The 15,705-nt window shown below is 43.8% G+C and carries 7 protein-coding genes; 3 read left to right on the top strand and 4 right to left on the bottom strand.

All coding sequences use genetic code 11. The features are described from left to right. Positions 1-303 precede the first annotated feature (303 nt). Together asnB and LA303_RS01265 are read left to right on the top strand one after the other, a co-directional pair. A complete protein-coding gene (gene asnB, locus LA303_RS01270; protein WP_240526130.1) occupies positions 304-1,968 on the top strand; it encodes an asparagine synthase B in 1,665 nt (554 codons plus the stop codon). A 144-nt stretch (positions 1,969-2,112) separates the two neighbouring features. Continuing rightward, positions 2,113-8,739 (top strand): aminotransferase class I/II-fold pyridoxal phosphate-dependent enzyme, encoded by a 6,627-nt coding sequence (locus tag LA303_RS01265; RefSeq protein WP_240526129.1) that lies wholly within the window; start codon positions 2,113-2,115, stop codon positions 8,737-8,739. 28 nt (positions 8,740-8,767) lie between these two features. On the opposite strand, the gene LA303_RS01260 is transcribed toward LA303_RS01265, so the two are convergent. Continuing rightward, a complete protein-coding gene (locus tag LA303_RS01260; protein ID WP_240526128.1) occupies positions 8,768-10,609 on the bottom strand; it encodes a glycoside hydrolase family 35 protein in 1,842 nt (613 codons plus the stop codon). A gap of 11 nt (positions 10,610-10,620) precedes the next feature. Next, positions 10,621-11,001: a RidA family protein gene (locus tag LA303_RS01255; RefSeq protein WP_240526127.1), complete on the bottom strand. Its 381-nt coding sequence runs from the start codon at positions 10,999-11,001 to the stop codon at positions 10,621-10,623. 159 nt (positions 11,002-11,160) lie between these two features. On the opposite strand from LA303_RS01255, the gene ispG reads away from it, so the two are divergent. Next, positions 11,161-12,621, top strand: coding sequence for a (E)-4-hydroxy-3-methylbut-2-enyl-diphosphate synthase (gene ispG, locus LA303_RS01250; RefSeq protein WP_240526126.1), 1,461 nt, complete (start codon positions 11,161-11,163; stop codon positions 12,619-12,621). A 32-nt stretch (positions 12,622-12,653) separates the two neighbouring features. Here the strand turns inward: ispG and LA303_RS01245 are convergent, their stop codons facing one another. Together LA303_RS01245 and LA303_RS01240 are read right to left on the bottom strand one after the other, a co-directional pair. After that, positions 12,654-13,661, bottom strand: coding sequence for an NAD-dependent epimerase/dehydratase family protein (locus tag LA303_RS01245; protein ID WP_240526125.1), 1,008 nt, complete (start codon positions 13,659-13,661; stop codon positions 12,654-12,656). 25 nt (positions 13,662-13,686) lie between these two features. Then, positions 13,687-15,636 (bottom strand): M1 family aminopeptidase, encoded by a 1,950-nt coding sequence (locus LA303_RS01240; RefSeq protein WP_240526124.1) that lies wholly within the window; start codon positions 15,634-15,636, stop codon positions 13,687-13,689. Between the last annotated feature and the right edge of the window lie 69 nt (positions 15,637-15,705).

The following is a 15,705-nucleotide window of genomic DNA, read 5'->3' as shown; positions in this document are numbered from 1 at the left end:
TTTTGATTTTTCAAGCCGGCACCGGTTTTTTTCAAAACCAATTGGTTTTCTCTTTTTCTTTTTTTCAAAACTAAGAAAAAAAAGCGGAAATCATCCCGAAAATATTCGACATTCCAAAAGAACTCCTTTCCGGCTGCATACTTATCTCAATCGTTTGAAATCTGACACATCAAGCAGAAACCTCATCACGAAAAACAAACCGGCAAAAGGCTCTTCAGAAAAAATCATATAAACGATTTGTTATATTAAAAAGATTAATAGTTTTGTTTCGGTAAAATAAAGGCATCAGGAAGAGGAAATATTATGTGCTCAATATTAGGCATTTTAGATATTAAAACCGGTACGGCAGAATGGCGCGAACAGGCGTTGGAAATGTCGAAAACCATGCGTCATCGTGGCCCGGACTGGTCAGGAATTTACATGAACGACGAAGCCATTCTGGTTCATGAAAGGTTATCAATTGTAGATGTGGAAAATGGCGCTCAGCCTCTGCGGAGTGCTGACGGCCGTTTGGCTCTGGCTGTAAACGGCGAAATTTACAACCACCGTGAACTGGAAAAAAACCTGAAAGTCCCTTACGATTTTCAGACAAAATCGGATTGTGAAGTCATCAATGCCCTTTATCTGGAAAAAGGAACCGGTTTTTTGGATGATCTTAACGGTATTTTTGCCTTTGTTTTATACGATAACAAAGACCACTCTTATCTGATCGGACGCGATCATATCGGCATTATTCCCTTATACTACGGATACGACAAAATGGGGAATTTTTGTGTGGCTTCCGAAATGAAAGCATTGATCAACCATTGTGTAAAGATCAAGGAATTTCCTCCCGGACATTTTTACAGCAGCAAAGACCGGAAATTTGTCCGTTACTACCAACGCGACTGGGAATCGTACGAAGCAGTAAAAGACAATGTAACCGACAAAAAACAATTAAAACAGGCGCTGGAAAGTGCCGTTCACCGTCAGTTAATGTCTGATGTTCCTTATGGTGTTCTGCTTTCCGGCGGTCTGGATTCTTCCATCATTGCAGCCATTGTTCGTAAATATGCCCAACGGCGTATTGAAACTTCTGACCTGAAAGAAGCATGGTGGCCTCAGGTTCACTCTTTTTCCATTGGTTTGGAAGGCTCGCCCGATTTGGAAGCTGCACAAAAGGTAGCTGATTATATCGGTTCGGTTCATCATTCTTTTGTTTACACCATTCAGGAAGGGCTGGATGCAGTAAAAGATGTCATTTATCATCTTGAAACCTATGATGTAACCACTATCCGGGCAGCAACTCCCATGTATTTGATGTCGCGTAAAATCCGTTCCATGGGAGTAAAAATGGTGTTGTCGGGCGAAGGTGCCGACGAAGTTTTTGGCGGATATCTTTATTTTCATAAAGCCCCTGATGCGAAAGCATTGCATGAAGAAACCGTGCGAAAATTGTCACAATTGCACATGTTTGACTGTCTGCGGGCCAATAAATCGATGGCTGCCTGGGGTGTGGAAGCCCGCGTTCCGTTTTTGGATAAAGAATTTTTGGACGTGGCCATGCGCATCAACCCGGAAGATAAGCTGGTAAAAGAAGGAAAAATGGAAAAACAGATCCTTCGCGAACTCTTTAGCGATTACCTTCCAAAAGAAGTAGCCTGGCGGCAAAAAGAACAATTCTCTGACGGCGTAGGCTACAGCTGGATTGATACCCTGAAAGAAGTGGCCGAAAAACAGGTTACGGATCTGGAATTAGAAAAAGCAGCTTATCGTTTTCCGGTAAATACACCGATGACCAAAGAAGCGTATTTTTACAGGAGCATTTTTGAACATCATTTCCCCGGGGATGAGGCGGCTAAGTGTGTTCCAGGCGGAAAATCGGTAGCCTGCAGTACCCCGGAAGCGCTTATGTGGGATAAATCCTTGAATAATGTGATTGATCCTTCCGGCCGGGCGGTTCAAAAAGTTCATAAAAAATCGTATTAACGATAAAAAGAACATAAAAAACCAAAGGCCGGAAAAACAAAATTTTCGGCCTTTTTTTTGGAGAAAAAAACAGAAAAATAATCATTCAACTTCAAAAGAAAACAGCAACCGGTTCTCTTTTGAAAAGATAAAAACAAAACAGCCATGCGTACATTAAGTAAATCAAAGCTCAAACCCGGTGAAGACGCCCTCGATTTTATTGAACTCTATCTGGCTTTACGGCATAAAGCCGAAAACATTCTTCCCCTGCACTACATGGAACTGCTGAAAAACTTCTATCATCTTTGCTACGAAGAGCCTGACGATCCGGTTTATCAGCAAAAAGAAATACAACGACAGCTTCTGCTTCTGAAAGAATCGTTTCCTTCCTATACGGATGTTTCCCTTATGCTGTTTCCGCATGATGAATCCAAAGCGTTTCAGTACCGCTCGCGGCTTAACCGCTTCCGGAACCGGCTGGTCAACCTCATGGATACCGAACTCATCAACGATGAAAAACAGGAACAGGCAAAAAAAATACTGGGTTTCCACGATTTTTCCATGGGCACCCCGCCTTTCACGCAGGCCAACCTGAAATTCCGGTTTCGTATCCTGCTGGGCGAAGAAGTTACTACCCTTCGCCGTTTCCGGGAAGTATTGGGAATTTACGATGACCGTGAAAAGCTCCAGTGGAACTACCTGATGGATGTGCTGGAACAGATGATCGTACAAAGCGCACACTATACTACCAAAGCCGAAAAAACCGATTTTCTCGAAAGAATGTCTCAAAGCCTTTCGTTCAAAGGCCTGAACGGATTGCTGGTAACGGCGGTGAGCGGAAGTCCTGATACTGTTGTTCAACTGCTGCGCGAAGAAATGTTTCACCCTTCGCAAGTAGTTGTAGTAGAATATAAGAATGACGAACAACTTTTTGAGAAGCTACAGGAAAATAACACGGCTGTTTTTGCTGTTAAAGTAAAATCACTGACACACAATCCATTTCACGACACCAAATGGTTCCCGTTTTTGAGCCGGATGATTTTTGTGGACAACTCTCCCATGGCTATCCGTACCAACATCAGCCTGGTGTACAGCTTTCACAACAAAATCATCCAAAGCCTGGATAAAGTACACACCAAAAAGCTGGGGGCATTGGCCAATAGCCAGATGAACCTGCGGTTAATCCTTGAAAAAGTCAGCTTGCCCCACCTGCAAAAGTTCAAACAGCGGATGGACGAAAAAATTGCAGCCTACCAAACCGAACTGGAACAACTGAAAAAAGAACAACTGGGGGTAACCGATTCTCCGGAAAAAAATCTGACGCTATTCAAATTTGACGAGTTTTCGCGGCAGATCATCAAGGACAAATATGCGCTAACCCGGCTGAGCAACTATTTAGACATGATCATCCGGTGTGCCGACAGTAAAAAACAAAAACAACTGAACAAAGCACTTATTGAGGCTTTTGAAGAACGCACCCTGAAATATTTCTATTCAGGAACCAAAAAACTCCACATTGCCACCGTAGTGGAAGGTGGCGGCAGAAACCAAATTAAAACTTACGGCGATTATCTGCTGCAAAGAAAACTCAAACCCATCAGTAACGAAATTGTGGAACGTTGCCGCGTTATTCTGGATCTCTATCCGGACAGCTACCAGCGCACACTAAAAAATCATTTTCATAAAAACTTCGGAATCAACCTGTTTCTTGAAAAGTACAAGCAATATTTGATCAAAGCGGAAAACGAAGCCGATAACGAAGGACGACTAAAAAATGTACTGATCGATTTAGGAATTCTGGAAAAATACAACGCGCTGTCGCCTTCAGAACAACACATTATCAAAGAATTTATCAGCAACCTCACCAATCTGAAAAAGACATCCATTTCGGATGATGTCCAAATGATTATCCGTGATGTGCTTTTTGGGAAGGAAGACAAGGTGCTGAAACCTTACATTCTGTTTAACAAATATTCCTCCTGGGAATACCTCGATTTGTTCCCCACCGATCGTTTCGACATCAATCCGTTCGATTTGGAAATCGGGATTACCCCTGAGGGCCGTATTGATTTTGACCGGCTGACGCTGCGTCTGGAACGTATGAAAAACACGTTTCAGATTTTTGACGAAACTGGAAACCTGTGGGATCGTTTTTGCGAAAACCTGACCATTGTGATCAACGATCCGGCCAACCCGTCCGGTTATTCTGATTTCAACAACCCGTCGCTTTTGGAGTTTTTAAAATTCATCAGCACCAGCAAAATCACGCTGTTCCTGGATGAAGCCTACAACGACACCGTAAAAACCGATGACCCCAACGAACCCAAATGGCGCACCATTTCGCGGTATGTTATGGACAATCTCGACCAGAAATATGCCCGTCTTAACATGGTGTCTTCCATTTCCACAACCAAAAACCTGGGAGCTACCGGCGACCGGCTCGGTTCAATTGTGGCCACTCCGGCCAAAAAAGACGTGATTGATTTTGCCCGGCGTAAAAACAACAAAGAAACCGGCAATACCAACTCGTTGTACATGCTGGTAAACGTACTGGAAACGGCACAACAAGCCAAGAAAATCAAGAATGTCCTGGAAGAAAAAATGCCGCGTAATGCTTCGCGACATAAGATCAAGCGCATCATTGAGCAGTTTATCGTGGAAACATGCACCGGACAAAAAGCAGACAAAAGCAAAGCCGGTCTTCCGAAAAACTCTTTTGAAGGAAGTCCGCTACATCTCTTTTTGCTTAATGAGCTGGTAGCCATCGACAAACTGAACATGCTGGAACTTCCGGATGATTTCAAATACAAAGACGAACCTTTCTTTGCTTATTATCAAAAACAACTGGTCGGTACACTAAACAGTTTCCGCGTAAACAAAAACTTCCGCAACGAATCGCTGAAACGGTTAAAAATCGGAAAAGAAACGGCGGCAGAGTTGCTCAGCGGCGAAAACGGAAAATATGCCCGCGTAGTTGCCTCTGATGGCTCTTTCCTTTTCAACATTCAGCTCAAGCACTTTTTCTCTTATCAGGATCTGGAGAAATTTACTCAAAAGCTGGCCGAACAACGGGGGATTGCAGTCATCCCTTACCAAACCGGTTTTCTGCGGTTTTCATTGGGCGGGTATCTTGAAGGAACGGCAGCCTCATATGATGTTTTCCGGAAAGAGATAAAAAATGCACTGGAAATCGTTCTCAAATACTGGCAACAATTTTACCAGGCCAAAAACAACCCGGAAAACAAAGAGAAAAGCACCGACGAATTGCTGGACAAGATTTTTACGCTGCCGTCGGAACGGGCTTTTATTGACCGTGTTCTGGATGATTTTTATCTGATTCGCGATCTGAATAAAAAGCCGCTTCAAACCCTGCTGATCGATAACCGCTGGACACTTTATCATGCTTCTCCTTCGGTAAGCGGCGTCGGTATTCATGCCATTGACGATTCGCAAAATGCAGTAATCGAATTTACCGATGCGCTGGGCCGCTGTTCATCTCTTCCGGAGTTTATCCAGAGCCAGGCATTCTCGTCGGTTTACGAAAACCTGCTTCCCCAGGTTTATAAAAACATTCCGGCAATAAAACATTATCCGTTTAGCGAAGTACTGGCCCGTTTCGGAAAAGCCACGTTGTTGAAATACATCACCAACAAGCTTTACTACGAACCCAACCATTATGTGTTGGATGCACCGGACGAAGAGCTGATCATGGCTGAGATTCTGCTCGAAATGGAGCGCTTGCTTTTCTCCTCAGGAAAAACAAAAATTATTGCTCTCCGCAGCAGCGGAAACCACTCTTCTGACATCGCCCGCATGGAAGGGATGAATCAATTGCTCAGAAAATACATTCAGGAATTGATGCTCCATTTTAATCTTCCGTTTGATAACGACCCGTCAGAACCTTCCATGCTGGAGCTTTTACACAGCATTCTCGAAAAATTTGAAGAAATCATCGGGATCAATCCGGAACAAATCGATCTGGATCATACGTTGAAAGATTTTGGCGAGGATATTTATCAATTGCTGGAAAAAGAAAATCTGGAAACCGGGAAAAAACTCTTTGGCGATATCAACCAACGTATCCGGAACCGGGTTTATGATACCGATCTCACGGCCGGACAGCGTATTGCTTATCTTTATCTGTTAAAAGAAAAAAGCCGGTTTAAAGAAAATCTGGCGGATACTTTCCGTCATTTTAACCAAAAACTCCACGAAATTGACGATCGTGATGAACAGGCTTTAATTGATAAGTTTTTATACGAAACCCTTCCCGGACAATGGAATCTGCTGTGGAATCAGGTAGCCGAACTGGCCGATAAAAAAATTCCGGCGGAAAAACTCCATCAGGAAACCCGTTGGTTTGTCCTGTTCCTCATCCAGCTGATCAACAACACCAAAGCCAACGAACATTACTATCCGTACGTTCATACCGTTATGCGCCTTTCGGAAGCCGTTTACCTGAAACAAAACTCGGCCATTAACGAAATGGCCCAGCACGGCATTAGTGTTTTTGAACACTTTGACATTCAAGAACATGTATTGGTAAAAAGCAAAAAGAAAACGCTGACCTGGATACCACAAATGTTATCGCAATGCGGAGTTATCGGAACGGAACAAAATGTACAAACCCATACCCGCATTGTTACCGATGCCAAAAAACGCGGATTCCCATACCACCGGCTCGACCGGTTGCACGGCGAAAAAAACAAACCGGAAAAAATTGCTGCGCTGGCGCAAAAAAATTCCAATGAATACATTAAAGTGCTGGACACCCGGCCTATGCCGGCTTTCTTCCTGAACCGTATTCAGCAATTTATCGGAAATATGGATGCCGGCGATTACCGGTGTAAGATCTTCAACGGCGGACTGGTCAATGAACTTTTTGTTTTCCATAAATCCTACATGAAATATCTGGCAGACAACTTCCGCCTGCTGCAAAAACAGGAAGTAACGCTTGATCAAATTCAGCAATTTGTTCCGGATACCATTTGCTTTTACGGTTTTCCCGAGAAACTGATTTCTTTCCCGCAGATCGGTTACTTTGATATTCCCGGTCCGCGCGGAAACATTAAAGCCATTGTTTCGCCGCTGCGTAAAGAAGTGGATTATTTCGGGAACATCAAAAAGCCCCGCCTGACGGTTTTGAACGAGAAAATCAAAGAGATGGGCGGCATTCCCATTCATGGTTCCATGTTTGCCGTAGAAGAAGAAGACGGCGCAGTATTTGTCGTTCAGATCAGCGGCGACAGTGGTGTGGGAAAATCGGAAATGCTGGCTGCCATGATGCTGAAATGGATGCAAAATAACCTCACCGGCGTTCGTTCGCTGAAAATGATTGCTGGGGATATGCTGCATCTGTTCCCGGATAAAGAGGGGAACCTGTATGGTATCGGAACCGAAGAAGGCGACTTTAGCCGTGTTACCGACTTCGATCCGGATTACATCAAATACTATTACACCCTGTTTGAAAGTGCTTCCGACTCCAATGTGGAAGACCTCAATTCACGAAGTACCATCAGTGGATTATGCGATGTGAGCATGCCGTACAAAATTGACATCATGCTTACCGCCAGTAACTTTGCCCGCGAAGAAGCCGGAATTACCCGTTACGAAAATCCGGAAAACTTTATTCTTTACCGCAACTCACACGGCGAACGGAAAGAAAAAGCCACTTCGGGCGATAACCCGCACTTCCAGCGTACCCTTTTGCGCTACACCAGCGATAAAAACATCGTGGAGGTAATGGACCGCCACGGCGCTTACATCGATGATGTGCTGGATTGGGAATACGATGACTTTTCAGGACGTTATTATTTGTGCTCTTCTTATAAAATGATCGACCAGATTAATCTGGAAGAAATTGTCAATAAAATATTCAGTGAAAAAAGATTCTGTGAAGGAGACATTGAGTGGACAATTTCCCGGGTTGATTTCGATATTATCAAAAACCGTTTTGTAGCCACCATCCGGAATGCCGACGGGGAAGAGAAACAACAAATTATCGACCGGAACCTTTTCAACACCCTGTTCGACTCACTGGCCAGCACCCCGGCCGGACAGCCGTTTGTGGATGAAGAAGGCGAATTTGAGAGCAAAAAACACCTGATCGAAGCACTCAAAGCCGGAGAAGGAAAGAAAGTACAACTCGGTATCTTATCCACCGATATCGGGCGAAAAGGAAAAGAAATTACCGGTCCGCAAATCGCAGCCGAAGATATGCGGCGCCTGATTCGTGAAGTCCGCAACAAACGTCCGGACATCAACGAAAATAAAAACCGGGTAAAACAAAAAGTAACAGCGGCTTACAAAACCGTTTTGCCCGACATCGAACAAAATGCCGAAATCAACCGGTACAATTTCTGGCTGTGGCAAATGGAACAAATGCGAAAAGCCCAGCTCGTACGCATCGATCGTCCGGATGAAAAGATTGATTTATCCAATCTGAAATCAAGACTGGATGAAAATCATGAATTTCAACCGTTGCTGGTTACACCCAACATGAACCGTGAGATCTCAGCCATGAGCGAAACCTATAAACAGCTGCTGCATTTGCCCCAGATGGAAAATCTGATGGCCAGTTTTGTATCAGAGGCGGATAAAATTTATGTCGCCGATCAGTACAACCGCGAAACACAACTGAACAACATTATTGTCCAGCTGCTTTTGCTCAAACATCATATTATCAATGATGATCTGACCAAAGGACAAGTTATGCATAAAGTAGATCGCGAAACACTGGCAGCGGCCAAACAGGCAGCCATTACCATCTTAGACCAAAAGAAGAAGCAATAAAAGCTGTTTCCAGGCCTCCCAAGCCGGTTTAAAGCAATTTTCGAATGCCTTTTACCGGCATGGGATGGATTTGGTGTAAATCGAAAATCAGAATTTCATTCCGGCCTTTTTTCAAAAAAGAAGCCGGACAATAGAGGCTATGCTGTGGACCAACATTCCAATAGCGCCCGAGCAAATGTCCGTTTACCCAAACCAGCCCTTTTTGATAACGGGAAAGGTCAAAATAAGTATCGCCTGTTTTATCGAGTTGAAACGTGCCCCGGAAGAAAACACCCGGACGGGAAACGTCATGGTCCGGAATCAAATGTTTGAGGTACGATGCACCAAAAGGCAAACCATAAACCTCCCAGTTCATTAAAGTCATACCGTTGAGTGTAGCTCTTTCGGTAATTCCTTTCCGGTCAATCAGCTGCGACCCGTAATTTACATGCCCCATGGCTTCGATTAAAATTTGCAAAAGCGGAACACGCGCTTTCGTTTTCGGAAGAACAATAGAATTTTGTCCTTTGGTCCGGTCAATTGAGCCGATATATTTTCCGTTGAGAAAAACGGTAGCATAATCGTGCAATTGAGTCAGCACCAGTTTCCCGCTTTTGCGACCAATCAGACGCGTCTGATACATCATATAACCATGATATTGCCCGTAATATTCAAAAGGACGCGGCTGAACCGAATGAACCGGTTTTGGAAGATTTGCCCATACGGAAGAAAAAACTTTCATTTCCACTTCCGGAATGGAAATCAGCGGAGGCGCCGCAGGAACCGGCAGAAGTTTCGTTTCAGGATGATATTGATGAATCAGTTGTCGTAACCGGAAAAATTCGGCAGTCGGTCTTCCGGTTTCAGTAATCGGGGCAGCATAATCGTAACTGGTTACATCCGGCTGAAAACGCTGACCGCTGGCATTTGCACCGGCCGTAAAGCCAAAATTTGTTCCGCCATGAACCACATAAAAGCTTAGCGAACGATGATGTTCCAATAAAAAACGGACTTCTTTATACAGATCAGCAGTATCGGCTTTGGCCCATTTTTCCCGCCAATGCGTCAGCCAGCCGGTATAGGTTTCACTGCTAAAAACCGGAACGCCGGGATTTATTTTCTGCGCCAGGCGAATGGCTTTTTCATAACCGCCCGGATCTAACCCGACGGCACATCCGGGTAACGAACCGGCTTCTAACATATACGGCGTTCCACCGTCGGCTGTATAAAAAGGAATGTTGATTCCATTCTTTCGCCAGAGTTTTTCCAATGTTTTCAAATACGACCGGTCGTTACCGTAGCTGCCATATTCATTTTCTATTTGTAATAAAATAATGGGGCCTCCACGGGTAATTTGATAAGGCCTCAGGACATTTGCCAAGGTATCAATATATTTTTTTACCGCCTGCATGTACCGCGCATCTGAACATCGCAGTTTAATATCGGGAATACTGAGCAGGTACGGCGGAAGCCCGCCGAAATCCCATTCGGCACAAACATACGGACCCGGCCTGATCAACAGCCACATGCCGGCATCCTGCACCAACTGAATGAAATGCGCAAGATCCCGGTTTCCGGTTTTAAAATCAAAATGACCGGGTTGTTGCTCATGATAATTCCAAAACACATAAGTAGAAATCGCATTACACCCCATGGCTTTGGCCATTTCAATCCGTTGCTTCCAATAACAGGCCGGAATACGGGCATAATGCATCTCGCCGGCAATGATTTCGAAGGGTTTCCCATCCAATAAAAATTGAGACGAATCGATCTGAAAAGTGTGCAAAACCGGCTGACCGGATGAAAACGTCTGCGAATATCCCCCAAAAGGGAAAGCCAGAAGTAAAAACAAAAAGCCTCCCAAGACAAAAAAGCGAGCCGGTATTCTCATGCTTTTGTGATTTATTTTTTCATCGCTATTGTCTCTATCTCAATCAGCACACCAAGCGGCAATTCCTTAACAGCAAAAGCCGCCCGCGCCGGCGGATTTTCAGCGTAATAACGCGAATAAACCGCGTTCATCTCTCCAAAATGAGCCATATCACTCAACAAGCAAGTTGATTTCACCACATCAGAAAACTGGTATCCGGCTGCCTGTAAAATGGCACCAATATTTTTCATTACCTGTTCGGTTTGTTTGGTAATATCACCTTCCACCACTTTTCCGGTCTCTGGGTCAATAGGAACTTGTCCCGAAATAAATAACATTCCGTTCATTTCAACAGCCTGGCTATACGGACCAATGGCCGCCGGAGCATTTGAAGTCTGAATAATCTTTTTCATACGGTATTTAAAATTTGGTTTACAAAATTTTCAGGGATTTCTCTGTTTCGTTCTTTTCAAAAGTACAGAATTTTGGTTAGCATTATGCTTCCGCGACCGGAAAAAAATCCGCAAAAAAAGTATCCGCTTTCCCGTATCTTTGCATCGGAAAAAAGAACCATGAATCAGCATTTTATCAGCAACGAAATAACCGTAGGCAATTTACCACTTGGCGGCAACCAACCGGTTCGTATCCAAAGCATGACCAACACTCCCACACAGGATACCGAGGCAACGGTCAATCAAATTATCCGGTTGGCAAAAGCCGGTTGCGAGTTGGTACGAATAGCTGCCGCTGACGTTAAGGAAGCTGAAAACCTGAAAAATATCCGTAATCTGCTGCGGCAAAAAGGAGTGGATATTCCGCTTATCGCGGATATCCACTTTCAACCCAAAACAGCAGAAATCGCCGCCGGCATTGTGGATAAAATACGGATTAACCCGGGTAATTTTACCGGCTCTCATCACAAAAACAAAAAATATTCGGAAGAAGAATATCATCAGGAATTACGGAATACCGCAGCCAACCTGAAACCGCTGTTCAACATCTGTGAAAAAAACCACACAACAATCCGAATCGGAATCAATCATGGTTCTTTATCCGACAGAATTTTATATCGATACGGAAACACACCCGAGGGGATGGTTTCTTCGGCACTGGAATTCATTCAAATTTGCCGCGAAAATGATTTTCACAACCTGACCCTTTCTTTAAAAGCCAGCTCGGTTCCGGTGATGATTAAAGCCAACCGGTTACTGGTTGAAAAAATGAAGCAACACGGATGGAATTATCCGATTCATTTGGGCGTAACCGAAGCCGGAAGCGGCACTGAAGGCCGGATAAAATCCATTATGGGTATCGGAACACTGTTATCGGAAGGAATTGGTGATACGCTGCGTGTTTCGCTTACCGAAGCCCCAGAAAAAGAAATCCCGGTAGCCCGCAAAATCATTCGTACTTATCCCCGCCATTTTGTATTTCCGGGCAATACGATACAACAAATACGATATGGCGAAATTGAAAATCATTTACGGCCGTTCGTGGTTTGGATAAAAGAAAACGAAACACCGGATGCCGAAAAAAAAGTCTGTCTTCTCTCCTATCCGGATTTACAAATGGATGAAATCCTGTTCCGTGCGCCCGTGGACTTTTTCCGGACATGGGAACAGGAAAAACCGGACGGATTGCTTATTCTGCATCGTAAAAACAACACGGAGGAATCGGATACCACACTTGCTTTTCAAATTTTACAGGCTGCCGGATTACGGTTTTCGCAAGCAGAATTTATTGCTTGTCCTTCCTGCGGAAGAACTCAATTTGATATTGAAAAAGAACTACAACGGGTTCAAAAAAGGCTGGGACATTTAAAAGGACTAAAAATAGCCATCATGGGATGTTTTGTTAACGGACCGGGAGAAATGGCCGGAGCCGATTACGGCTATGTCGGAACAGGAAAAGGAAAAGTGAATTTGTACAAAAAGAACAAAATTATTTTTAAGTATCTTTCGCCTGACGAAGCATTGAATAAACTGGAAGAATTGATTCTGAACCCGAATTCCGTTCCAGAAAACGAAGGCTGAATTTTTTATCCTTTACCCGGAGAAAAAGTTGTTCAGACTTCGGATAAAAAAATCTGAGCTGTTTTTTCGATGGTTGTTTTCACCGGAGTAAAAGAAAATCCGCTTACCCCGATAAATTTTTCATTACTGTAACGAAAAACACTATTAGCCGTACGCGCCGTTTGCCGGGTTACCAGCGGTTTTTTTCCGGTAAATAAAGCTTGTATTTTAAAAAGCCGCCAGCTCAGCGCACTGATTACCTTTCCGGCTTTTTGCTTTGGCGGAGAAACCCCCAAAGCAGAGGCCATCATCTGGAAAAGTTTCTGGTAGCTTACATTTTCGCTGTTTAAAATAAAGCGCTCTTCTGAAATTTCACTTTCCATAAGCCAGATTAAGGCTTTCGCCACATCATTTACATCCACATAGCCATTTACGCCACGGGTGTAAAATTTCAATCCCTGATAAACCGTTTGAAACATTTTAAGGCTGCCTTTTGAAAAATCGCCCGGCCCGAGTATAACCGACGGATTGACAATCACCGCCTTTAACCCTTCGGCCATTCCCCGCCAGACTTCCCGTTCGGCTTCGTATTTGCTTTGCGAATACGGAGAGCTGTTTTTCGATGGTTTCCATTCACTTTCTTCGGTAACCAGCTTTTCATTTCCTTCTCTGCCCAGTGCAGCAATTGAGCTGACATAAGCCAGTTTTTCCACTTTTTTCTCAAGACAGGCATTCACCACATTCGCTGTTCCGGCAACATTGGTTTCCATAATCCGGTCTTTATCGCCCGGATCGAATGAAACAAGCGCTGCGGTATGAAAAACCTTTTGTACCCCGTCCAAAAGCGGCAAAAGCGAATAAATATCCAGGATATCTCCGTCTACCCATTCAATCCGGGAGAAATATTCATCCGGCTTATCCGTATAATATGAAAAGATTTTACGGCAGGTTTTCAAAGAAGACGAAGGCCGTTTCAAAGCACGAACACTCGGTTCTTTTTGCAGCAAATGATACAATAAATGGGCTCCTGTAAATCCCGTTCCGCCGGTTACTAAAATCATGCCGGCTAAATTAGCGCATTTGGCTTTACCATTTCACAAATTTCTTAACATAAATCTGTCCGTTTGCCATTACCCGCGCGACATATAATCCGGGCGGAAATTTTGAAACCGGAATTTGAAACCGGACAGCCGTTGTATTTTTTCTAAAAAAGATACGGCCGTTCATGTCCGAAATAATGACGTTTTTTTCACTCCTGTCGGGATGAAAAAACTGCATAAAAAGCATATTTCTAACCGGAACAGGAGACAGCGTAAAACTTGCCGGATTTTTTTCTTCCTGTATGCCAACAAAATCGTTCCGCAAAACTTTTAACAGCGACCAGTGATCAGGATCGATGTGAATGGCGCTTACTTTACCTTTTACAGGAACAACAAAATGATTGTTTTGTTCTGTCTGAACCAGCCGGACGATGGTGTCCAAACCGTTATCATAAACCAGTTGATAATCAACTGTCATTTTAAAAAAAGACGGGTTATCGGTTGAAGTGGTTTCTGTACTTAAAATATGCAACGTATCCGATTGCTGATACCAGTCAACGGAAAATTCAGGATAACCTTCGCCATAGTACCATTGCTGGAAAAACCAACGATAATCTTTTCCGGTAATTTCATCAACAATTTTTCGGAAATCATCACCGGTAGCCACCCCGCCGGCAAAACGGATCAAGTACGTTTTCAGTATCGTAAAGAACACGCTATCCTGATGAATTTCATGACGTAACATGTGAAGCAAAACCGCCCCTTTATCATACGAAAGCCGGCCATTAAAAATCCGTCCTTCATTCCCCATATAAATCTGATCTTCAGGGATATAAACAGACCCTCCCGGCTGAGTCATTACATAATCCTCCGCCTTACGGATAAAAATCTGCGCTATACTGTCTCCAAGAATATATTCGTTGGCCAGATAATCGGCATAAGAGGCAAAACCTTCGTTCACCCAAATGTCACTCCAGTCAGCACAGGTAACATCGTCACCGAACCACATGTGCCCCAACTCATGGGCCACCAAATCAAAACCAAAACTACCCAAAGTTGTCATGGTTTGATGTTCCATTCCCCCGGGAAGCTCGGTCAGACAATGGCCATATTTTTCTTTCCGGAACGGATACGGGCCAAACAGCTTTACATACAACTCGATAAATTTTGCGGTTCGTTTAATGGCATCTTCATTTTGTTTCAGATACGCATCAGAATCATAAATAAAATTCTGGACCAAAACAGAATCTCCTTTGGGATCATCCGGATGAGCATAAAAACTGAAGTCGCGATAATCAGCTACAGCAAACGAAAGTAAGTAATAATCAATAGGATAATGCGTTTTCCATTCGAAACGTCTTTTCCCGCCCGGAAGATCTACCACCCGGGTTAAAAGGCCTTCTGAGCCTGCCATATAGATCGAATCCACAGTCAGGAAAATCCAAGCCGAATCCGCTTTATCTTTCAGGTCTTCTTTTACCGGAAACCACTGTTTTGCCGCAAAAGGTTCCGATAACGACCAAGTAACCCGTTTATCCCAGGTCGCGTTGTAAGCAGTTGTAACACCCGAAAAAAAGCCTCCTTCAGGCGGTGTCCCGTGATAAAAAATCTGAACAGAAAATAAGCTTCCACTATCCGGAATATCCGGCAACACAAAAAGAACATTATTGTCATCTCTCTGGGGAACGGCTAACTTCCTTCCTTTAAAAAGGGCGGAATCAATTTCCATTTCCGGGATTAATTCCACGGCCAGCGTATCAAAATGAGGGATCAAAGTAGTCGCTTCAAGCGTACAACTTCCCTGAATAAAACGGCTGACCGGACTCACTGAAATATCCAGGCCATAAAAATGCACATCGTAATCAAAAAGATATTTACTTTGCCAGGCGTATTCAGGTGAAAAAGCCTGTTTAAACCGGTCAGGAGATACTTGTCGCTGAGCTTGTGCCGGCACAAAATCCAGAAAAAGCAAAAAGAGAAACAAAAACCGGAACATCACTATCGTTTTTTCATTTCAAAAATACACAAAAACGCACCGAAAAGAAACCTTACCAAGCAAAACCGG

It is taken from the genome of Candidatus Sulfidibacterium hydrothermale, from assembly GCF_020149915.1.
In the GTDB taxonomy this organism is placed as follows: Bacteria; Bacteroidota; Bacteroidia; order Bacteroidales; family F082; genus Sulfidibacterium; species Sulfidibacterium hydrothermale.
The sequence above is the reverse complement of the archived record's forward strand: the minus strand, read 5'-3'. Positions and strand labels throughout refer to the sequence as shown.